Origin of the sequence: Mycobacterium sp. AZCC_0083, assembly GCF_014202335.1 — a bacterium.
Lineage (GTDB): Bacteria > Actinomycetota > Actinomycetes > Mycobacteriales > Mycobacteriaceae > Mycobacterium.
This window is the reverse complement of record NZ_JACHGP010000009.1, coordinates 73,912-93,139: the sequence shown is the minus strand read 5'-3', so window position 1 is coordinate 93,139 and position 19,228 is coordinate 73,912. Positions and strand designations below refer to the sequence as shown.

Here is a 19,228-nt window from a genome sequence, read left to right as displayed (position 1 = left end):
GCAAGGTGAGGGCAAGCTTTGGGGGGAGAAGAATTGGTCATTGCGGTCCTTCCTGGCGCACCCGGCCCGAATTGGCCGGGTACTACAGGTAGGAGGGACGAGCCCGTCCCTTTTTCACACTTTTCTCGCCGGCGGCCGGAAGTATCTTCTCGGCCGCCGGTGAGAGCGTCAGGCGAACAGCGTCGCCGGGTCGGTGAAGGGCAGCTCCAGATCGCTGGCCACCTGTTCGGACACCAGGGCACCCTCGTGGGTGGACAGGCCCTTGGCCAGAGCCGGGTCGGCCTTGCACGCGGCCTGCCAGCCCTTGTCGGCGAGCTTGAGCACGTAGGGCATGGTCGCGTTGGTGAGCGCGAAGGTCGACGTGCGGGGCACCGCGCCTGGCATGTTGGCCACGCAGTAGAACACCGTGTCGTGCACCGCGAAGGTCGGGTCGTCGTGCGTCGTCGGGCGGGAGTCTTCGAAGCAGCCACCCTGGTCGATCGCGATGTCGACGAGCACTGCGCCCGACTTCATGTGCGAGACCATCGCATTGGTGACCAGCTTGGGGGCCTTGGCGCCGGGGACCAGCACCGCGCCGATGACCAGATCGGCATCCTTGACGGCTTCCTCGAGTTCCAGGGTCGATGAGTAGCGGGTCTCGATGTTGCCGCCGTACTCGGCGTCGATCTTGCGCAGCGTGTTGATGTTCAGGTCGAAGACGGTGACGCGCGCGCCCATGCCCATGGCGACGGCGGCGGCGTTGTCGCCTGCCATGCCGCCGCCGATGACGATGACCTTGGCGGGTGCGACGCCGGGGACGCCACCCATGAGGACGCCGCGGCCGCCGTGAGTGCGCATCAGGTGGTAGGCACCGACCTGTGCGGCAAGGCGTCCGGCGACCTCGCTCATCGGAGCGAGCAGGGGGAGCGCGCCGTCGATGGTCTGCACGGTCTCGTAGGCGATGGAGGTGGTGCCCGAGGCGATCAGGGCGTCGGTGCACGGCTTGGATGCCGCCAGGTGCAGGTAGGTGAAGAGCGTTTGGCCCTTGCGGAGCCGGCCGTATTCGGCCTCGATGGGCTCCTTGACCTTCAGCAGCAGATCGGCCTCGGCCCAGACCTGGTCAGCGGTGGCGGCGAGCTGTGCTCCAGCGGCCTTGAAGTCGTTGTCGGAGATCGCCGAACCTTCGCCAGCGCCGGCCTGGATGAGGACCTCGTGACCACGGCGGGTCAGCTCGGCGACGCCGGCCGGGGTGATGGCAACCCGGTACTCGTTGTTCTTGATCTCAGTCGGGATTCCGACGCGCATGACGGCTCCTTGGCAGGCGAAATGAATTGCACCAAGTGTGAAGAAATATCGGCTGAAAGGCAATGATCATGATGATGATTCGCTACGGTACGTAGATGTCTGAAGAATCAACGGGATCGATGGCGCGCCCCCCGGCTCCGCCGAAGGATGTTCGGGCCGCTGATCTCGATGACGTCGACCGCCGGATTCTGACCACGCTGCACGGCGATGCCCGCATCTCCAACAGTGCCCTCGCCGACGTCGTCGGCATCGCTCCGTCGACCTGTCACGGCAGGTTGCGGCGGCTGCAGGAGATCGGCGTGATCCGCGGCTTTTACACCGACATCGACCCTGCGGCGATCGGGCTGTCGTTGCAGGCGATGATCTCGGTGACCCTGCAGGCCAATGCCCGAGGCAAGATCCGCAGCTTCATCCAGCAGATCCGGCGCAGGCCCCAGGTGATGGACGTCTACTTCCTGGCGGGAGGCGACGACTTCATCCTGCACGTGGCCGCGCGGGACACCGACGACCTGCGGTCGTTCGTGGTCGAGAACCTCAACGCCGACGCCGACGTCGCGGGCACTCAGACGTCGCTGATCTTCGAACATCTGCGGGGGGCGTCACCGCTGTGACCGCCGAGGACGACATCGACCAGCTCTACGGCGTCAGGCCGGAGGACTTCACCGCGTTGCGCACCCAATTGGCTGCCGCGGCCAAGAAGCGAGGCGACGCAGACGGGGCAAAGCAGATCGCCGCCGCGCGTCGGCCGACCACCGCGGCCTGGGTGGTGAACGCGCTGGTTCGCAGCGATGACTCCGCGCGCGTGCGGCTGGCCGACCTCAGCGAGCGCCTGCGTGCGGCCCACGCGTCGATGGACGGCGCACGCATCCGCGAGTTGTCCGCCGCGCAACGCAAGCTGATCGACGAATTGGTACGCACCGGTTTCGACGCCACCGGGCTGACGGATCCGTCGGCCGCGCTGCGGGAGGACGTGATGGGCACGTTGCAGGCCGCTATCGCCGATCCAGAGATCGCCGCGCGGTTGGGCACGCTGGCCAAGGCCGAAAGATGGTCGGGCTTCGGGGAATTCGGGGCGACGTCCGCCGTCGGATCCGTCAGCCCGGTGGCGGAGCGCGGCACCGATGCACCCACACCAAAGGTGCGCGAGCCGAAACCAACCGTCACGCCAGGGCCGAACCCGGCAGAGGTCAGGGCCGCGCGGAAGCGCAGCACCGCCGCAGCCGCCGCAGTGGAGGCCGCTCAGGCTGCCCATGCCGACGCGGTAGAGGCGGTCGGCGACCAGTTGGCCAAGCTGAAGTCCGCCCGCCGCCGCTACGAGAAACTGTTGGAATCCCTGCACGCGGCCGAACGCGAACTCAATGCCGTGGACACCGAACATGCCGAGGCCGAGACGTCGGCTCGCGAGGCCGCTGACGACCTCGCGGCGGCGAAGGCCGAACTGGCCGAGGCTGATTCGGCGTTGGCGGATCTCGGGTAGTCGTCAGGCCCGTTTCTTCGACCGTCGCGCGCCGCTCGGCACCGCGGTGACGGTGCGCAGTTCGTCGAGCGATTCCCGGATGTGTTGAGCGAGGTTTCGTTGGCGTGCGTCGTCGAGCCAGCGCTCGAAGGCGACCTTGAAGACCGCGACGCCCGTCTCGGCCGCCAGGCTCGCGGCGGGTTCGGTGACGCCGCGACGACGAAGGGCGCCGGCCATGGCCGTGGCGAGTGAGGCGAGCTTGATCAGCTCGCGCTCCTGCAGACTCGGGTTGGCTGCGATGACCTTTTGGCGTCGCCGCGCGTGCGCGTGACGTTCGGCGAAGAAGTCGGATAGCGACTCGAGCGCTGCGATCACGGCGTCCAGCGGCGCCTGGGCTTCGGGTGCCGCGTCCACCGCCGCCGCGAGACCCTCGGCCAGCGCGCCCCCGCCGAAGAGCACCTCGCGCTTGTCGGCGAAGTGCCGGAAGAAGGTGCGCTCCGTGAGCCCGGCGTGGCTGGCGATCTCGGCGACCGTCGTCTGGTCGAACCCTCGTTCCAGATAGAGCTCCAGCGCGGCCTGTTCGAGGCGGCCACGCGCGTCCGGCTCCCAGCGACCCATCCGCGGAGTCTATGTGACGACAGTGACTGTCACCATCGGGATGACAGCGACTGTCATCGTGGTTATGGTTGATGTCATCCACTGACATCAAACTAGGAGAGTGCAATGCGTGTATTCGTCACCGGCGCATCGGGACACATCGGATCCGTCCTCGTTCGCGAATTGATCGACCACGGACACCAGGTCGTCGGCCTGGCCCGCTCGGACGACTCCGCTGCGGCAATATCGGCCGCGGGCGCCGAGGTGCAACGCGGTTCGCTCGACGATCTCGACGTCCTGTCGGCCGCTGCGGCGGCTGCGGACGGCGTCATCCATCTGGCGTTCATTCACGACTTCGCCGATTACGCCGCATCGATCGCGGCGGATCTACGCGCCGTCGATGCGATCGGGACCGCGCTCGCTGGTTCCGGCAAGCCGTTCGTGAACACCTCGGGCACGATGATGCTCGCCTTCAGCGCCCCCGGGAAGCTGGGTAGCGAAGACGACGTCGCCGATGACTCGGGGCCACGCGGCGCATCGGAGAACGCCACGATCGCCCTTGCCCAGCGCGGTGTGCGGTCCTCGATCGTCCGACTGTCACCGACGGTGCACGGCTCGACCGACTTCCACGGCTTCGTCCCCACCCTCATCGACGCCGCCAGGAAGACGGGCCAATCCGTCTACGTCGGTGACGGCGCCAACCGCTGGCCGGCCGTGCACACCATCGACGCCGCGCGGCTGTACCGGCTGGCGATCGAGTCGGCCCCCGCCGGCTCACGGCTGCACGGGGCCGCCGAGGAAGGCGTGCCCTTCCGCGACATCGCAACGGTCATCGGTGAACAACTCGGCGTGCCCGTGGTCGGCATCACGGCCGAGGAGGCCACCGAACAGCTCGGCTTCATCGGGGCGATCGCCTCGTTGGACAACCCGACCTCCAGTGAACGGACTCGAGAGCTGTTGGGCTGGCGGCCAGAGCATCCCGAGCTGCTCGCGGATCTCAAGGCGGGGCACTACTTCGCGCCTGCCTCGTGACGGCCGACGCCGTCGTCGCTGCCCGCGAGAGGTTGGGGCCGGTAGGCCCGTACCTACCGCTCGGATTCACCAGCGCGCCACCGATCGACCTGCAGCGCACTGCCGTCGGCCGCTTGGAACGCGCAGGCTTCCGAACCGCCTGGACCAACGAAGTCATCGGCGGCAAGGACGCATTGGTCCAGCTGGCGGTACTGCTCGCAGCCACCGAACGGATGGCATTCGGCACGGGTATCGCCAACATCTGGGCGCGCCAACCACAGACCATGCATGCCGCGGCGGCGATGCTGGCGCAGGCATATCCGGGCCGGTTGGTGCTCGGGCTCGGGGTCGGCTTCCCCGAGCAGGCGGCCAGCGCGGGTCAGGAATTCGGGCGGCCTCTGGCGACCATGCGCGACTATCTTCGGCGGATGGACGAGCAGACCTGGCCGCCTGCGGCCGATGTCGCCTATCCCCGGATCGTCGGTGCGATGGGTCCGAAGCTGCTGGCACTCGGCGGCGAGCACGCGGACGGGGCGATGCCCGCGGGGCTCCCACCGGCGTTCACCGCGTTGGCTCGGCAGGCATTGGGCCCGGACAAGCTGTTGGTCGTCGGTCTGATGGTGATTCCCGACAACGATGCCGATCGGGCGAAGGACGTTGCGCGCCAAACTGTGTCGGCGAACCTGGGTCGGGGGTCGTACGTTGCGACCGTGGCCGGACTGGGCTATCCCGATCGCGAGCTCGCCGACGTGAGCGATCGGATCGTCGACGACGTCGTCGGCCATGGCGGGCCAGAGGCGATTGCGGCGAAGGTTCGCGAACATCTGACGGCGGGGGCCGACCACGTCGCGCTCATGCTCCCGACGGGCACCGAACTCGCTACGGGCGTCGACCAATTGGAGTTGCTGGCGCCCGCACTGGCTGAAGCCCAGTGGGTTACGCGTTGACCAGTTCGGGGTGGAACTTCGTCACCATCCGGCTGATACCGTCGTGCCAGTCGACCGTGGTACCGCCGGCCAGTTCGCGCATCAGGGTCACGTCGGTGGGACCGCCGCGCAGCGCCTGCCCGCTCTCCTCGAACGCCGGCTCCCTGCCGACCAGTGACCCAATGTAGGTGCACCAGTCCTGAAGGCTGACGGTCTGCTCGCCGCACCAGTTGACCGTGACGGCAGGCACCGACGCCACCTCGAGCAGTTTGGGCAGCATCGCGATGACGTCGTCCTCGTGGATGGGGTTGTAGCGGGCCGGGCCGCCTGGCGGGACCGGGATCGGCATGCCGGCCAGCATCATCTCCATGTGATGGAACGGCCAGCCGCCGTTGTCGCCGTAGGGGACGTTGAGCCGCGCGATGGTGGTCGGCACGCCCAGTGCCCGCGCCATCGATCGAGCGACGACCTCGCCGGCGATCTTGGAGATGGAGTACGTCGGCAGCATCGACTTGTGGTTGTCGCCGAGCGCGGTGCGTTCGTTTCGTGGCTCGTCGTCGGGTGGGTCGTAGACGGCCGCCGACGAACAGTGCAGGAACGCCGTGGCATCGGCGCAGTGGGCCATGAGCAGGCCGACCGACTCGGCGTTGGCCGCGAGGTCCTTCTCCCACTTGCCGCTCTTGGCCACCGCCAGATTGATCACGTAGTCGAAATCCGAGGGGATTGCGGTGAAGTCACCCGCAGCGAGGTTGACCGTCTGACACCGAATCCCGGCTTGCTCGAGGTCTTCCCGCGCTGCGGGGTCGTGGAACCGGGCGATGCCCCACACTTCGTTGTCGGCCGCCAGCGCACGTGCGATGGGGGCAGCAACCTGTCCGGTGGGGCCGGTGATCAAGATCTTGAAGCCGCGCATGGGCTGATGTTATGGCGACCCCGACGCCAGACGCGGGGAATCGCGACACTGGCCGCACTCCCACCACCGCGTGCATTTTCAGGCTGCGGGTGGGTGGTCTTCATCCCGGTCTTCTGGCGGTTGCTCGTCGGGCGGGCGTAGGAGTTCGTCGGGGTGGTGGTGGTGGTTGATCCGGTCTTGGCCGGTGTCGAGCAGTGGTGGTGGGATCCATTCGATGCGGCCGTCGCTGCGGATTTGGGTGGTCCACCCGTTGTCTTTGACGAGGCGGTTGTCGGGGCCGCAGGCCAGGCCGAGGTCGGTGATGTTGGTTTGTCCGCCTTTTCCGAAGTCTTGGGCGGCGTGATGAGCCTGGGAGTGATCGAAGGGTGCGGTGCAGCCGGGCCTGGTGCAGCCGCGATCCCGGTTGAACAACACGAGCCGTTGCCCGGGACTGGCGATGCGCTTGGTGCGGCCCAGGTAGAGCGGTTCGCGGGTGTGCTTGTCGTAGATCACCAGATAGTGATGGGCATGCGATGCCATCCGGATCAGATCACTGATGGGGAGCAGTGATCCGCTGCCGGTGACCGCGACACCGGCGGCGGCGTGCAGGTCTTGCAGGGTGGTCGACACCACCACGGTGACGGGCAGGCCGTTGTGCTGGCCGAGTTCCCCCGACGACAGGGTGTTGCGGCAGATCGCGGTGAGGGCGTCGTGTTGGCGTTGGCCGAGGGTGCGGTCGTCGCGGTCGATGGTGTCGTCGCCGGGTTCGCCGTCGATGGTGGGTGTTTCGTCGTGGGGGTTGCACATGCCGGGGGCGCCGAGTTTGGCGAACAGGGCTTGGATGGTGGCGGCTAGTTCCGGAGTCAGCCGGCCGCTGATCTGGGTCAGGCCGTCGGCGTCTTGGCGGCCCAGTTTCAGTTCGCGGCGGCGGGCGCGGTGTTCGTCGTCGGGGAGGTCGCCGTCTTGGTTGAACAGGTAGACCAGCAGTTTGGCGGCGTCGCGCAGGGTTTCGGGGCTGTTGGTGGCGGCGGCGCGCGCCAGGTCGTGGTCGATCTCTGCGCGGGCGGCGGTGTCGATGTATTTCGCGGCCTTTTTGAGGCACTTGCGGATGATGGCGACGTGTTCGGTGTTGATGTCGCCGCGGGCTTGGGCGGCGGCGGTCTCGGGCAACCGAGGTGGCAGGGGCGCTCCGGTGAGTGCGGTGCGGGGGCCGAGGTCTTCGGCTTCCTTGACCCGTCGGGTGGCCTCGGTGCCGCTGATCCGCAGGCGGATGGCGAGCACGTCGGCCCAGCTCTTCGCCCCGATCGCCGTGGGGGTGGTCAGGGTTTGGGCGTGGGCGAGCAGGTGGTGTTCGGTGGCAGGCATACGCCGCCGCAGGCGTTCGAGGCGCGATAGACAGCCCAGGGTGTCCTTGATGTCGAGGGTGTCGTAGGTCAGGGCGGCCACGGTGTCGTAGGCGGCGTCGAGCGCGTCGTACGCTGCGCTGATCGATGCCGCATCCGGGGCCATACTCGAACACTAGTTCGAACCACCGACAAATTCTCCCGATTGTGACACCAGAAACCAAAGTGACACAAGAGGTTTGAAGAGGGCAGGAGAGGACGCGAACGTTACCGCCGTCTTGCCGACTACGCTGCCACTCATGCGAGTGGGAGTGCTTGGCGCCAAGGGCAAGGTCGGGGCGACGATCGTCGACGCCGTCAACGCGGCAGATGATCTGACGTTCACCGCGGGCGTAGATGCAGGCGACGCACTGACTCAGTTCACGGACACTCAGACCGAGGTCGTCGTCGACTTCACCCATCCCGACGTCGTGATGAACAACCTGAAATTCCTCATCGAAGCGGGCATCCACGCGGTCGTCGGCACCACCGGCTTCACCGACGAACGCATCGCGCGGGTCGAGCAGTGGCTCGCCGCCAAGCCCGGCGTCGCCGTTCTGATCGCGCCCAACTTCGCGATCGGCGCCGTCCTGTCGATGCAGTTCGCCAAACAGGCGGCCCGGTTCTTCGAGTCGGTGGAAGTCATCGAACTGCACCATCCGCAGAAGGCCGACGCGCCGTCGGGTACCGCCGCGCGGACCGCCAGGATGATCGCCGAGGCACGAAAGGGCTTGCCGCCCAATCCCGATGCCACCAGTACTGGTCTCGAAGGCGCGCGCGGGGCGGACGTCGACGGCATCCCGGTGCATTCGATCCGACTGGCCGGACTGGTCGCGCACCAGGAGATCCTGTTCGGTACGCAAGGGGAGACGCTGACCATCCGCCACGACAGCCTGGACCGCACGTCGTTCGTGCCGGGTGTGCTGCTCGGGGTGCGGCACGTGCACGAGCGGCCCGGCCTCACGGTGGGGATCGAACCGCTGCTCGACCTATGAGCGATGGCTCGCGGGCCCTGCGCATTCAGGTGCTCATCGGCTTCATGTGCGTGGCGCTGGTCGTCTACTTCGTCATGCTCGGCCGGGCAGGCGTCATCCTCGTCACGTCAGGGCGTCCCGCGGCGATCGGACTCGGTGCGGCGATCTTCCTGCTGCCGATCGTCGGGCTATGGGCCATGATCGCCACGCTGCGAGCCGGTTTCGCGCACCAACGGCTGGCCCGCCTCGCCCGCGAAGAAGGCATGGAACTCGACACCAGCACACTGCCGCGCAGACCGTCCGGCCGGATCGAACGCGAGGCCGCCGACGAACTGTTCGACACGGTGCGCGCCGAGGTCGAGGACGAACCCGACGACTGGCGTCGCTGGTACCGGCTCGCCCGCGCCTACGACTACGCGGGGGACCGCGGCCGGGCCCGCGAGACGATGCGCAAGGCCGTCGATATGGAAAGAGCGGCGCGATGAGCAAGACGTTGCTGATCGTTCACCACACGCCGTCACCGCACTGCCAGGAGATGTTCGAGGCCGTGGTGGCTGGCGCCACGGATCCCGAGATCACTGGCGTGGACGTCGTTCGGCGGCCCGCGCTCGTGGTCTCGCCGACCGACATGCTGGAGGCGGACGGCTATCTCCTCGGAACGCCGGCCAATCTGGGCTACATGAGCGGCGCGCTCAAGCACGCGTTCGACGTCTGCTACTACCCGTGCCTGGACGCGACGCGGGGACGACCCTTCGGCCTGTACCTCCACGGCAACGAGGGCACCGAGGGAGCCGAGCGGGCGGTCGACGGGATCACCGCTGGGCTGGGCTGGGTGAAGGCTGCGGCGTATGTGGTGGTGATGGGCAAGCCGACGAAGGCCGACCTGGAATCGTGCTGGGATCTCGGCGCCACGCTCGCTGCCCAGTTGATGGAGTGATGTGAATTTGAGGATCCTTTGAGTAGCGCCATGAGCGTGCACATCTGGCCGTCTGACCGTCTCGACTGGCACTTCCAGGAGGAAGGGACAGTGCCGTTGAAGATCGGCGGCAAGGACGGACTCTTCGACGACGCCCTGAACGGAGCGGGCGACCACGCCGCCGTGCAGGTGCAGCCCCGCATGCTGGTGGTGTTCGACAGCGGCGTCGGTGACGTCTACCGCGTGGGCGACCCTCCGCAGCCGCCGACGCACCTCAAGAGCATTCTCGCGACCCTCGAGTGGGCGCCCGATCCGGCCAACGAAGCGAGGTGGGCGCGCGTCTCCGACTGGGCGAAATAACGCTACTGCGGCAGTCGACGCTGTAGAAAGCAAGGCATGCCAGGTATCGCCGAACTCGCCATGGCCGGCGCACCGATTGCGGGAGGTGCACTGCTCGGCATCGCCGCCGGGAATCTGCGTGCTCCCGACATGCGGGGAATCATCAAGCAGGACATGGAACTGCTCGCGCTCATCCCGGCCGACCAGGTCGAGCGGCGCGCCGAGCTGCAACGCGTCATCGACCTCCGCATCGACGGTCTGATCGCCATGGTCGACAAGAACCAATCGCTGCGCGAGATGGCGCTGGGCTACCGCGGCAACTGGCGAGACATCGTCGTGTTCATCTGCGCGATCCTGTTCACCATCGTCTGGTGGAACGTCAGCCACAGCCGGACCAACTGGCTGATGATGTTCATCGTCATGATCGTGGCGTCGATCGCGGCGGGGCTGTACGCCGGCCGGGGCATCCTGCGTGCACTGCGGTCATTGAGCCGCCACCGCGACGACTCAGCCGCCTAGACGGCGCGTGTGTGAATCTGACGACGCAACACGCCGCTGGGGCGTCGCTAGATTCACATTCGGTGGCCGATCTTGGACGATCAGTAGTGGTAGGTGTCCGACGGCGCGGGCACGTGATCCGGGTCGTCGCTGAACTCCGACTCGTGGATGCCGTACGCCTTGGCCAGATCGAGGATCTTGTTGGCGCGGGCGATGCGCGGCAGGTCTGAGCCGTTGCGGATCTCGCCACCGTCGCGCTGAAATTCGGTGAAGAACTCCTTGGCCCAACTGATTTCGTCCTGAGACGGGGACAGGCCCTCGTTGACGGTGGAGCACTGGTCGGGGGTCAGGCAGATCTTGCCGGTCATGCCGAATTCGGCGGAGACCGCAGTGGCCTCACTGAGGCGCAACGCGCTCGATCCGACCGTCGGCCCGTCGATGGCGCTGGGCAGGTGGGCCGCCTTGGCCGCGATGGTGAAGCGTGAGCGCGCGTAGGCCAGGGTGGCCGGGTTGTCGCCGAAGCCCGTGTCCCTGCGGAAGTCGCCGATGCCGAAGGCGAGCCGGAAGGTGCCCTTGGTCGCGGCGATCTCGGTGATGCGCTCCAGCCCGCGCGCGGTCTCCACCAACGCGACGATCGGCACGTTCGGCAGCCGCTTGGCGGTCTCGGTGACGTGGTCGACAGATTCGACCATCGCCAGCATCACCCCGCCGACCGAGGTGTTGGACAGCAATTCGAGGTCGTCGGCCCACCACTGGGTGCCGAAGCCGTTGACCCGAACCCAGTCGGAGTTGCCTGCGCCCAGCCATCGGGTGACGTTGTCGCGGGCGGCGGCCTTGTCCTTCGGCGCGACCGCATCCTCGATGTCGAGTACGACGATGTCGGCGCGAGAGTGGGCGGCCGGGGCGAATCGATCGAACTGGGCGCCGTTGACCAGCAGCCAGCTTCTGGCGAGTACCGGGTCGATGCGAAATCCCGGTTCGCCGGGGTCGGGTTCGTTGGCGCTGGTCTGGTCGTACACGCCGTTCATGGTCGCCTACCGGCCCACGGTCAGGCAAAGCGGGCTGCCCACGCAGGTCAGCCGAGCTTCGCGCCGAAGAAGCTCTCCATCGCCTTCCAGTGCCGCTCGGCGGCATCGGCGTCGTAGGCGGCGCGGTGGTCGGAAACCGCGAAACCGTGCGCAGCGGCGTACCACTCGATGGTGTGCTCGACGTCCGCCGCCGTGAGCGCCTTGTCCAGCGTCTCGGCCGCCTCGGGGGTGAAGGACGCATCGTTCTCGGCACCGCCGACGTACACGGCGGCACGAATCTGGTCGGCCAGCAGGTGTGGGCTGCCCGGATCGTCGGATGCGAGCCCGCCGCCGTGGAACGACATCGCCGCCGCCACCCGGTCGGGAACGCGACCGGCCACCACCAACGAGGTGCGCCCACCCATGCAGTACCCCGTGGTGCCGAACGCAGTGCCGCTGACCTCGGGCCGGGATTCCAGGTAGTCGAAGAAGGCTGCTGCGTCGGCCGCCATCTTGTCCGGAGTGATACCGCCCATCAGTGACATCAGGCGCTTGCGTTCATCCGGATCGCTGAAGGCGGTGTTCAAGTCGAACGGCGCCCAGTCGCCGCTGCGGTAGTAGATGTCGGGCACCAGCACGGCGTAGCCGTGGCCGGCCAGCCTCTCGGCCATCTCGTCGAACACCGGACGCCTGCCGCCGGCGTCCGGGTACATGACCACCCCTGGCCAGGGGCCGTCGCCTTCCGGGGTGGCGAGCGTGACGGCACAGGTTCCATCGGGCGTGGTGATGCTGTCGGTGATCGTCGGCATGCCTCCGTTTTACTCCCTGGCTCTGGACGTAAGCTGACCGCGTGGCGATCGCAACTCCCTACGAGGATCTCCTGCGACTGGTGCTCGAGACCGGAACACCGAAGTCGAATCGGACCGGCACTGGCGCTCGCAGCCTGTTCGGCCACCAGATGCGCTATGACCTGGCCGCCGGCTTCCCGCTGATCACCACCAAGAAGGTGCATCTCAAGTCGGTCGTGTATGAGCTTCTGTGGTTTCTGCGCGGTGAGTCGAACGTGCGCTGGCTGCAGGAGCGCGGCGTCACCATCTGGGACGAATGGGCAAGCAGCACAGGCGATCTCGGTCCGGTCTACGGTGTGCAGTGGCGGTCCTGGCCCACCCCGTCCGGCGATCACGTCGACCAGATCAGTGCCGCGCTGGAACTGCTGCGCAGCGATCCCGATTCGCGGCGCAACATCGTCTCGGCCTGGAACGTCGGCGAGATCCCGCAGATGGCGCTGCCGCCGTGCCACGCGTTCTTCCAGTTCTACGTCGCCGACGGCAAGCTGTCGTGTCAGCTGTATCAGCGCAGCGCTGACCTGTTCCTCGGGGTGCCCTTCAACATCGCCAGCTACGCACTGCTGACCCACATGATGGCCGCGCAGGCCGGCCTGGGCGTCGGCGAGTTCGTCTGGACCGGTGGCGACTGCCACATCTACGACAACCACGTCGAGCAGGTCGAGCTGCAGCTCAGCCGCGACCCGCGCCCGTACCCGGAACTGGTTCTCGCGCCACGTGATTCGATCTTCGACTACGTCTACGAGGACATCGAGATCAAGAACTACGATCCGCACCCGGCGATCAAGGCCCCTGTGGCCGTATGAGGCCTGCTTGCAGGGCCGAGCATCGATGGTGAGTGTTGGCCTGATCTGGGCGCAGTCCACCTCGGGGGTCATCGGTCGCGACAACGGCATTCCATGGCGACTGCCCGAGGACCAGGCCCGCTTCAAGGAGCTGACCATGGGACAGACCGTCGTCATGGGCAGATTGACCTGGGAATCGCTGCCGGCGAAGGTGCGGCCGCTGCCGGGACGAAAAAATGTCGTAGTCACCCGGCAAGCTGAGTACGTGGCAGACGGAGCTGTGGTGGTGGACGGGTTGGACGGGGTCTTGGCCGACGGCGAGAGCTGGGTGATCGGCGGCGAGCAGATCTACGCGCTGGCCTTGCCGATCGCGACCCGGTGCGAGGTCACCGAGGTGCAGATCGACCTGCCTCGCGAGGACGGCGACGCGGTGGCGCCCGTCCTCGACCAATCGTGGGTCGGTACCGCGGGCGACTGGCTGACCAGCACGTCCGGCCTGCGATACCGGTTCAACACGTACCTTCGGGCGTGAAGCTCTCGGCGGATGCCGCGCGCCGCGTCGCGGTGGCGGCACAGGGATTCGCGGAGCCGAAGCCGACGGGGCCTGTGACCCGGGCGCATCTGCGCAAGCTGTTGTCCCGACTCCAGGTACTGCAGCTCGATTCGGTGTCTGTCGCGGTGCGCGCACACTACGCGCCGGTGTTCAGTCGCCTCGGCCCCTATGACCGCACGATCCTCGAGCGCGCGGCGTGGAGCCACAGCGCCAAGTCACCGCGACTTCTGGTCGAGTACTGGGCGCACGAGGCTGCGCTGATGTCGGTCGACGACTGGCCGCTGCTGCGGTGGCGGATGCGCGAGTACGAGCATGGGCGCTGGGGCAGGGAGATCGTCAAGAAGAACGGCAGGCTGGCCGAGGACATCGTCGCAGCGGTGACCGACTTGGGTCCGTCGACCGCCGGGCAGATCGAGGCGCATCTGGAAGTCGAGCAGCGCGGGCGCAAGGGACCCTGGTGGGATCGCAGCGACACCAAGTGGGTGGCGGAGGCGCTGTGGTCCTCCGGCGTGCTCACGACGTCGACGAGGGTCGGTTTCGCGCGGCACTACGACCTCAGCGAGCGCGTGCTTCCGCCGGAGGTATTCGCGCGTGACGTCGACGACGCCGAGGCGGTGCGGGAGCTGGTGCTGCGTGCGGCTGGAGCTCTCGGTGTGGGAACCGAGCCCGACCTGCGCGATTACTTCCGGCTGAACCCGAAGCAGAGCAAGCCCGCGGTCGCGGCGCTGGTGGCGTCCGGTGAGCTCGAGGAGGTCGAGGTCGACGGATGGGCGGCCCCTGCGTACCTGCCTGCGGGGCAGACGGTGCCGCGGCGGGATCGGGGCACCGCGCTGCTATGCCCGTTCGATCCGCTGATCTTCTTCCGGCCCCGTGTCGAGCGCATGTTCGGGTTCCACTACCGAATCGAGATCTACGTGCCGCAGCCGAAACGTCAATTCGGTTACTACGTATGGCCGTTCCTGCTCGATGGACGGCTGGTGGGCCGGGTCGACCTGAAGGCGGAGCGCGCGTCCGGCGCGTTGAACGTCGTCGGTGCGTTCACCGAGCCGGGGCAGGACGCGGGATACGTCGCCAGCGCGTTGGCGGGCGAACTGCGCTCGATGGCGTCGTGGTTGGACCTCGACGACGTGAGGGTGGGCCAGCGCGGGGACCTGGTGGGCGTACTGCGCAAAGCGCTGCGGTGACGACTCAGGCCAACGGAATGTCGTTGTCGCCCTTGGATTCCTGGTACTGATCCGAGAGTGCCTGGTATCGGTCCCTGATCCGTTGCGTCTGCTCGCGCAGCTCGGTGCGCAGTGGTTCGGCTTCGGAATCCACTAGGTCGGGAATCGAATAGGCAGTCCAGAACGCGTTGGTGCGCCGGTAGCCACCCGGGTCCAGCCCGAAGACCTCCTTGAGGATCTTCAGGTCGTGGGGGATCGCGAAGGCGTCCCGCGAGTCCTCGTGGCTGTAGAAGTAGTAGTAGTTGTCGAACCCGGCCCACGTGATGGCCGACATGCACAGCGTGCAGGGTTCGTGGGTGGTGAGGAACACCAGCTCCGGCGTCGGTGGCCGATCGTCCAGCTCGTAGAACTCGTTGAGCGTGTTGATCTCACCGTGCAGCAGCGGGTTGTCGGTCTCGTCGTTGGTGCCAACCATCACCAGTGACAGGTCGGACTTGCGCAGGATCGCCGCACCGAACACCTTGTTGCCCGCGGCGACGCCGCGTTCGGTCAGCGGCAGGATGTCGTCGTCGATGACGTCGAGCAGGCGCGGGGCGATGGACGTCGCTGTCATGGCTCACCCTAACGCCGACGCGCCCGACGGTCAGTCGTTCGCCGGTTCCTCGGCCAGCTCGGGTACGCCCCGTCCGCGAAACACGTTGACCGCGAACACCACTGCTCCGACGGCCAGCCAGACCAGCCCGCCGATCTTGGCAAGGGCGTCGGCGTTGAACAACACGTAGCCGATGATCAGGAAACCCAGCGTGGGGACCACCAGGTGCAGCAGGTAGTTCTTGGACTTCTGGCGCACCACGTAGTACCAGACCACCGAGACGTGTAACAGGCAGAAGCCGAACAGGGCCCCAAAGTTCACCAGCGACGAGATCAAGGCGATCTGGCCGACGAAGAACAGCACCAGCACCAGGCTCAGCGCGCTGACGACCAGGATCGCGGCCATCGGCACCTTGCGGCTGCTGATCTTGGACAGGAAGCTCGGCAGCTGACCGTCCCGACTCATCGAGTAGAGCAGCCGGCTGGTGGCGGCCTGCGCGGCCATCGCGTTGGCGAACCCCGCCGCCATGACGTTCACCGCGAAGAAGGCATTCATCCAGCCGGTGGTCGAGGCCGCTTGGACGAGGGTGAAGAACGCGTTGCCCACCTCGTCGTCGCCGAACGCCTCGCGCCCGCCGGCCAGCAGGCTGGCCAGCCAGGTCTGGGTGACGAACAAGAAGGCCACCACGAACAGCGCGATGATCATCGCCCGGCCTGCAGGATTCTTGCGCCCCCCGGTGCGCGGCTCCCGGTGGAACGCGAGCTCGCGGCGGCACTGGGTGTGGGCCGCATGACCGTTCGCGCAGCGCTCGCCCGGCTGGTCGAGCGCGGGCTTCTCGAGACCCGCCGTGGTCGCGGAGGTGGGTCCTACGTCGTCGAACAGTGGCCCGAGTCGTCCACGGAGGTGGTGGGTCGCACGCTGTCGATACGCCTCGGCGAACTGCGGGACCGCTGTGACGCCATCTGCCGCCTGCACGGGGCGGTGTGCCGGGCTGCAGCCGAGGCCAGGACGCCCACCGACGTGGCCGACATGCGGGACGCGCTCGCGCGGTACCGGACCGCCGACAGCGGCCTTGAAGCCCAGCAGGCCGACAGCCGGCTGCACGCCACGATCATGAACGCCGCGCACAATCCGGTGCTCATCCAGGTGCTGGTGGACCTCGAGGCATCGGTCAGCATCGGGGCGCCCGCGCACCTGTGGGGCGAGCCGACCACCATGCGCGAGATGGAGTTGCGGTCACTGCACGAGCACGAGGAATTGATCGACGCGATCGCCGACGGCCGCACCGACGATGCCGACGCGTTGGCCCGCGCACACGTCGCGATCGACTTCGAGCACATCGCGACGGCGATGCGTCGCGCCGGTGTGCTCGCCGACTGAGTGCCGGCTCTACTGAACGCCTGGGTGGGGCAGGTAACCTTGGGCCCGTGACCACCAGTGGAATCGACGTCAGCGCACGCCTGGGCACCGTGCTGACTGCCATGGTGACGCCGTTCGGCCCGGACGGCACGCTTGATCTGGCGGCCGCCAAGAAGGTAGCGACGCATCTGGTGGATTCCGGATGCGACGGCTTGGTGCTCTCCGGCACCACCGGCGAATCGCCCACCACCACCGACGACGAGAAGATCGCGCTCCTTGGCGCCGTCCTCGAGGCGGTCGGCGACCGCGCCAGGATCATCGCGGGCGCCGGTACCTATGACACCGCGCACAGCGCCCATCTCGCCAAGGCGTGCGAAGCCGAGGGGGCACACGGGCTGCTCGTCGTGACGCCCTACTACTCGCGTCCGCCGCAAGCGGGTCTGGTTGCCCACTTCACCGCCGTCGCCGACGCCACCGCGCTGCCCGTGATCTTGTACGACATTCCGTCGCGTTCGGTCGTGCCGATCGAGTGGGACACCATCCGGACCTTGGCCGAACACCCGAACATCGTCGCCGTGAAGGACGCCAAGGGCGACCTGCACGGCGGCGCGATGATCATGGCCGAGACCGGACTGGCCTACTACTCGGGTGACGACGCGCTGAACCTGCCGTGGCTGGCGATGGGCGCGACGGGCTTCGTCAGCGTGTGGGGTCACGTGGCCGCGGGTCAGTTGCGAAACCTGTGGTCGGCGTTCGCCTCCGGCGACGTCGCGACGGCGCGCAAGTGCCACGTCACGCTCGGGCCGCTCAACCATGCTCAAGTCCGCCTCGGCGGCGTCACGATGGCCAAGACGGGGCTTCGATTGCAGGGCATCGAAACCGGCGAACCACGGCTGCCTCAGATCCCGGCGACGGCTGCCGAGGTGGAGGCGCTGGCCGCCGACATGCGAGCTGCCGGCGTGCTGGCATGACGGCACCGCTGACTCCGCCGGGACCCCTTGCGCCGGGAGGGCTGCGGCTCACAGCGCTCGGCGGCATCGGCGAAATCGGCCGCAACATGACCGTTTTCGAGCACCTCGGCCGTCTGTTGATCATCGACTGTGGCGTGTTGTTCCCAGGCCATGACGAGCCCGGCGTCGATCTGATCCTGCCCGACATCAGGCACATCGAGGATCGCCTCGACGACGTCGAGGCGCTGGTGCTGACCCACGCCCACGAGGACCACATCGGGGCGATCCCGCACCTGTTGAAGTTGCGGTCGGACATCCCCGTGGTCGGGTCGAAGTTCACCCTCGCGCTCGTCGCCGCGAAATGCCGTGAGCACCGCATCAAACCGGTGTTCATCGAGGTCGCCGAACGGCAGAGCAGCCAGCACGGGGTGTTCGAGTGCGAGTACTTCGCGGTCAACCACTCCATCCCGGATGCGCTGGCCATCGCCGTCTACACCGGCGCGGGAACGGTGCTGCACACCGGTGACATCAAGCTCGACCAGCTGCCACTCGATGGCCGCCCCACCGACCTGCCGGGGATGTCGCGACTCGGCGATGCCGGGGTGGACCTGTTCCTGTGCGATTCGACCAACGCCGAAGTACCAGGAGTGGGTCCGTCGGAGAGCGAGATCGGGCCGAACCTGCACCGCTTGATCCGTGGGGCCGAAGGGCGCGTGATCGTCGCCTGCTTCGCGTCGAACGTCGCTCGGGTGCAACAGATCATCGACGCATCAGTGGCATTGGGCCGCAAGGTCTCCTTCGTGGGCCGCTCGATGGTGCGCAACATGGGGATCGCCCGCGATCTGGGCTTCCTCAACGTCGACGACGACGACGTCATCGACATCGGTGCCGCGGAGATGATGCCTGCGGACCGAATCACCCTCGTCACCACCGGAACCCAGGGCGAGCCGATGGCGGCGCTATCGCGGATGTCGCGCGGTGAGCACCGCAGCATCACGCTAACGTCTGGTGATCTGATCATCATGTCGTCGTCGCAGATCCCGGGCAACGAGGAGGCGATCTTCGGCGTCATCGATTCACTCGCCAAGATCGGTGTCCGCGTCGTCACCAACGGCCAGGCCAGGATTCACGTCTCGGGCCACGCCTACGCAGGCGAATTGTTGTTCCTCTACAACGGCGTTCGGCCCCGCAACGTGATGCCCGTACACGGTACGTGGCGCCACCTGCGTGCGAATGCCGCGCTTGCGGTGAGTACCGGTGTGCCCGAGGAGAACATCGTGCTTGCCGAGAACGGCGTCAGCGTCGACCTCGTCGCCGGCAAGGCCAGCATCTCGGGTGCGGTACCCCTGGGCAAGATGTTCGTCGACGGTCTGATCACCGGCGACGTGGGTGAGGTCACCTTGGGTGAACGGCTCACGCTGTCTTCGGGTTTCATCTCCGTCACCGTCGTCGTGCGCCGCGGCACCTCGAAGTTGGCGGCCGTCCCGCACCTGATTTCCCGCGGTTTCTCCGAGGACCCCAAGGCACTCGAACCGGCCACCCGCAAGGTGACCGAGGCCCTCGAGACGCTGGCCGCCGACAAGGTCACCGACCCTGCCCGCATTGCGCAGGCGGTACGCCGTGCGGTGGGCAAGTGGGTGGCCGAGGTGTACCGGCGCCAGCCGATGATCGTGCCGACGGTGCTCGAAGTCGACTGACC

The 19,228-nt window shown here is 67.3% G+C and carries 23 protein-coding genes; 15 read left to right on the top strand and 8 right to left on the bottom strand.

Annotation, left to right across the window (positions count from 1 at the left end):
• Positions 1-168 precede the first annotated feature (168 nt).
• On the bottom strand, positions 169-1,284 hold the full coding sequence (gene ald / locus HNP02_RS22590) for an alanine dehydrogenase (protein ID WP_184442723.1): 1,116 nt from the start codon (positions 1,282-1,284) through the stop codon (positions 169-171).
• 95 nt (positions 1,285-1,379) lie between these two features.
• Between ald and HNP02_RS22585 the strand changes: the two genes are divergently transcribed.
• Both HNP02_RS22585 and HNP02_RS22580 read left to right on the top strand, forming a co-directional pair.
• Positions 1,380-1,895, top strand: a complete 516-nt coding sequence (locus HNP02_RS22585) for an Lrp/AsnC family transcriptional regulator (protein WP_184442722.1) — start codon at positions 1,380-1,382, stop codon at positions 1,893-1,895.
• A complete protein-coding gene (locus tag HNP02_RS22580) occupies positions 1,892-2,761 on the top strand; it encodes a hypothetical protein (RefSeq protein ID WP_184442721.1) in 870 nt (289 codons plus the stop codon). Before HNP02_RS22585 ends, HNP02_RS22580 begins: the two co-directional genes overlap by 4 nt.
• A 3-nt stretch (positions 2,762-2,764) precedes the next feature.
• Here the strand turns inward: HNP02_RS22580 and HNP02_RS22575 are convergent, their stop codons facing one another.
• Entirely contained in the window at positions 2,765-3,358 is a 594-nt protein-coding gene (locus HNP02_RS22575; RefSeq protein WP_184442720.1) for a TetR family transcriptional regulator, read from the bottom strand.
• Between the two features lie 105 nt (positions 3,359-3,463).
• On the opposite strand from HNP02_RS22575, the gene HNP02_RS22570 reads away from it, so the two are divergent.
• Entirely contained in the window at positions 3,464-4,369 is a 906-nt protein-coding gene (locus tag HNP02_RS22570; RefSeq protein ID WP_184442719.1) for an SDR family oxidoreductase, read from the top strand.
• On the top strand, positions 4,366-5,295 hold the full coding sequence (locus tag HNP02_RS22565; protein WP_184442718.1) for a TIGR03620 family F420-dependent LLM class oxidoreductase: 930 nt from the start codon (positions 4,366-4,368) through the stop codon (positions 5,293-5,295). The genes HNP02_RS22570 and HNP02_RS22565 overlap by 4 nt, the downstream gene beginning before the upstream one ends.
• Here the strand turns inward: HNP02_RS22565 and HNP02_RS22560 are convergent.
• Both HNP02_RS22560 and HNP02_RS22555 read right to left on the bottom strand, forming a co-directional pair.
• Positions 5,285-6,187, bottom strand: a complete 903-nt coding sequence (locus HNP02_RS22560; protein WP_184442717.1) for an NAD(P)-dependent oxidoreductase — start codon at positions 6,185-6,187, stop codon at positions 5,285-5,287. The two genes, HNP02_RS22565 and HNP02_RS22560, sit on opposite strands and share 11 nt — an antisense overlap.
• Before the next feature lie 78 nt (positions 6,188-6,265).
• The gene (locus tag HNP02_RS22555; protein ID WP_184442716.1) at positions 6,266-7,675 is read right to left on the bottom strand and encodes an HNH endonuclease signature motif containing protein; all 1,410 of its coding nucleotides are present in this window, start codon (positions 7,673-7,675) and stop codon (positions 6,266-6,268) included.
• Positions 7,676-7,808: 133 nt separating this feature from the next.
• On the opposite strand from HNP02_RS22555, the gene dapB reads away from it, so the two are divergent.
• From dapB to HNP02_RS22530, 5 genes are read left to right on the top strand one after another with little or no spacing between them, the layout of a single operon-like run.
• Positions 7,809-8,543, top strand: coding sequence for a 4-hydroxy-tetrahydrodipicolinate reductase (gene dapB, locus HNP02_RS22550; protein WP_184442715.1), 735 nt, complete (start codon positions 7,809-7,811; stop codon positions 8,541-8,543).
• The gene (locus HNP02_RS22545; RefSeq protein WP_184442714.1) at positions 8,540-9,007 is read left to right on the top strand and encodes a hypothetical protein; all 468 of its coding nucleotides are present in this window, start codon (positions 8,540-8,542) and stop codon (positions 9,005-9,007) included. Before dapB ends, HNP02_RS22545 begins: the two co-directional genes overlap by 4 nt.
• The gene (locus HNP02_RS22540; RefSeq protein WP_184442713.1) at positions 9,004-9,459 is read left to right on the top strand and encodes a flavodoxin family protein; all 456 of its coding nucleotides are present in this window, start codon (positions 9,004-9,006) and stop codon (positions 9,457-9,459) included. The genes HNP02_RS22545 and HNP02_RS22540 overlap by 4 nt, the downstream gene beginning before the upstream one ends.
• Positions 9,460-9,489: 30 nt before the next feature.
• On the top strand, positions 9,490-9,798 hold the full coding sequence (locus tag HNP02_RS22535; RefSeq protein ID WP_184442712.1) for a hypothetical protein: 309 nt from the start codon (positions 9,490-9,492) through the stop codon (positions 9,796-9,798).
• Positions 9,799-9,834: 36 nt separating this feature from the next.
• Positions 9,835-10,296 carry a hypothetical protein gene (locus HNP02_RS22530; RefSeq protein ID WP_184442711.1) on the top strand — a complete coding sequence of 154 codons (462 nt, stop codon included), beginning with the start codon at positions 9,835-9,837 and terminating at the stop codon, positions 10,294-10,296.
• 80 nt (positions 10,297-10,376) lie between these two features.
• On the opposite strand, the gene HNP02_RS22525 is transcribed toward HNP02_RS22530, so the two are convergent.
• Complete coding sequence (locus tag HNP02_RS22525) at positions 10,377-11,303, bottom strand: CoA ester lyase (protein WP_184442710.1); 927 nt, start codon at positions 11,301-11,303, stop codon at positions 10,377-10,379.
• 47 nt (positions 11,304-11,350) lie between these two features.
• Complete coding sequence (locus tag HNP02_RS22520) at positions 11,351-12,091, bottom strand: dienelactone hydrolase family protein (protein ID WP_184442709.1); 741 nt, start codon at positions 12,089-12,091, stop codon at positions 11,351-11,353.
• Between the two features lie 41 nt (positions 12,092-12,132).
• Between HNP02_RS22520 and HNP02_RS22515 the strand changes: the two genes are divergently transcribed.
• From HNP02_RS22515 to HNP02_RS22505, 3 genes are read left to right on the top strand one after another with little or no spacing between them, the layout of a single operon-like run.
• Positions 12,133-12,933 carry a thymidylate synthase gene (locus tag HNP02_RS22515; protein WP_184442708.1) on the top strand — a complete coding sequence of 267 codons (801 nt, stop codon included), beginning with the start codon at positions 12,133-12,135 and terminating at the stop codon, positions 12,931-12,933.
• Between the two features lie 25 nt (positions 12,934-12,958).
• Positions 12,959-13,444, top strand: a complete 486-nt coding sequence (locus HNP02_RS22510) for a dihydrofolate reductase (protein ID WP_184442707.1) — start codon at positions 12,959-12,961, stop codon at positions 13,442-13,444.
• A complete protein-coding gene (locus HNP02_RS22505) occupies positions 13,441-14,649 on the top strand; it encodes a winged helix-turn-helix domain-containing protein (protein ID WP_184442706.1) in 1,209 nt (402 codons plus the stop codon). The genes HNP02_RS22510 and HNP02_RS22505 overlap by 4 nt, the downstream gene beginning before the upstream one ends.
• A gap of 4 nt (positions 14,650-14,653) precedes the next feature.
• Here HNP02_RS22505 and HNP02_RS22500 read toward each other — a convergent pair whose 3' ends face one another.
• Both HNP02_RS22500 and HNP02_RS22495 read right to left on the bottom strand, forming a co-directional pair.
• Positions 14,654-15,241: a nucleoside deaminase gene (locus HNP02_RS22500; protein ID WP_184442705.1), complete on the bottom strand. Its 588-nt coding sequence runs from the start codon at positions 15,239-15,241 to the stop codon at positions 14,654-14,656.
• Positions 15,242-15,271: 30 nt separating this feature from the next.
• Complete coding sequence (locus HNP02_RS22495) at positions 15,272-16,102, bottom strand: APC family permease (protein ID WP_375373702.1); 831 nt, start codon at positions 16,100-16,102, stop codon at positions 15,272-15,274.
• On the opposite strand from HNP02_RS22495, the gene HNP02_RS22490 reads away from it, so the two are divergent.
• The 3 genes from HNP02_RS22490 to HNP02_RS22480 are packed head-to-tail and all read left to right on the top strand — an operon-like array spanning position 16,010 to position 19,226.
• Positions 16,010-16,600 (top strand): FadR/GntR family transcriptional regulator, encoded by a 591-nt coding sequence (locus tag HNP02_RS22490; RefSeq protein WP_255506825.1) that lies wholly within the window; start codon positions 16,010-16,012, stop codon positions 16,598-16,600. The two genes, HNP02_RS22495 and HNP02_RS22490, sit on opposite strands and share 93 nt — an antisense overlap.
• 47 nt (positions 16,601-16,647) lie before the next feature.
• On the top strand, positions 16,648-17,550 hold the full coding sequence (gene dapA / locus HNP02_RS22485) for a 4-hydroxy-tetrahydrodipicolinate synthase (protein WP_184442704.1): 903 nt from the start codon (positions 16,648-16,650) through the stop codon (positions 17,548-17,550).
• Positions 17,547-19,226 carry a ribonuclease J gene (locus HNP02_RS22480; RefSeq protein WP_184442703.1) on the top strand — a complete coding sequence of 560 codons (1,680 nt, stop codon included), beginning with the start codon at positions 17,547-17,549 and terminating at the stop codon, positions 19,224-19,226. The genes dapA and HNP02_RS22480 overlap by 4 nt, the downstream gene beginning before the upstream one ends.
• Positions 19,227-19,228 lie beyond the last annotated feature (2 nt).

What these genes read in the sequence shown, in the direction of transcription:
- HNP02_RS22480 (WP_184442703.1), top strand. Translation starts at nt 17,547, where the DNA reads ATGACGGCACCGCTGACTCCGCCGGGACCCCTTGCGCCGGGAGGGCTG.
- HNP02_RS22525 (WP_184442710.1), bottom strand. Translation starts at nt 11,303, where the DNA reads ATGAACGGCGTGTACGACCAGACCAGCGCCAACGAACCCGACCCCGGC.
- HNP02_RS22570 (WP_184442719.1), top strand. Translation starts at nt 3,464, where the DNA reads ATGCGTGTATTCGTCACCGGCGCATCGGGACACATCGGATCCGTCCTC.
- HNP02_RS22530 (WP_184442711.1), top strand. Translation starts at nt 9,835, where the DNA reads ATGCCAGGTATCGCCGAACTCGCCATGGCCGGCGCACCGATTGCGGGA.
- HNP02_RS22490 (WP_255506825.1), top strand. Translation starts at nt 16,010, where the DNA reads ATGACCGTTCGCGCAGCGCTCGCCCGGCTGGTCGAGCGCGGGCTTCTC.
- HNP02_RS22560 (WP_184442717.1), bottom strand. Translation starts at nt 6,187, where the DNA reads ATGCGCGGCTTCAAGATCTTGATCACCGGCCCCACCGGACAGGTTGCT.
- HNP02_RS22555 (WP_184442716.1), bottom strand. Translation starts at nt 7,675, where the DNA reads ATGGCCCCGGATGCGGCATCGATCAGCGCAGCGTACGACGCGCTCGAC.
- dapB (WP_184442715.1), top strand. Translation starts at nt 7,809, where the DNA reads ATGCGAGTGGGAGTGCTTGGCGCCAAGGGCAAGGTCGGGGCGACGATC.
- ald (WP_184442723.1), bottom strand. Translation starts at nt 1,284, where the DNA reads ATGCGCGTCGGAATCCCGACTGAGATCAAGAACAACGAGTACCGGGTT.
- HNP02_RS22520 (WP_184442709.1), bottom strand. Translation starts at nt 12,091, where the DNA reads ATGCCGACGATCACCGACAGCATCACCACGCCCGATGGAACCTGTGCC.
- HNP02_RS22545 (WP_184442714.1), top strand. Translation starts at nt 8,540, where the DNA reads ATGAGCGATGGCTCGCGGGCCCTGCGCATTCAGGTGCTCATCGGCTTC.
- HNP02_RS22510 (WP_184442707.1), top strand. Translation starts at nt 12,959, where the DNA reads ATGGTGAGTGTTGGCCTGATCTGGGCGCAGTCCACCTCGGGGGTCATC.
- HNP02_RS22585 (WP_184442722.1), top strand. Translation starts at nt 1,380, where the DNA reads ATGTCTGAAGAATCAACGGGATCGATGGCGCGCCCCCCGGCTCCGCCG.
- HNP02_RS22535 (WP_184442712.1), top strand. Translation starts at nt 9,490, where the DNA reads ATGAGCGTGCACATCTGGCCGTCTGACCGTCTCGACTGGCACTTCCAG.
- HNP02_RS22540 (WP_184442713.1), top strand. Translation starts at nt 9,004, where the DNA reads ATGAGCAAGACGTTGCTGATCGTTCACCACACGCCGTCACCGCACTGC.
- HNP02_RS22575 (WP_184442720.1), bottom strand. Translation starts at nt 3,358, where the DNA reads ATGGGTCGCTGGGAGCCGGACGCGCGTGGCCGCCTCGAACAGGCCGCG.
- HNP02_RS22500 (WP_184442705.1), bottom strand. Translation starts at nt 15,241, where the DNA reads ATGACAGCGACGTCCATCGCCCCGCGCCTGCTCGACGTCATCGACGAC.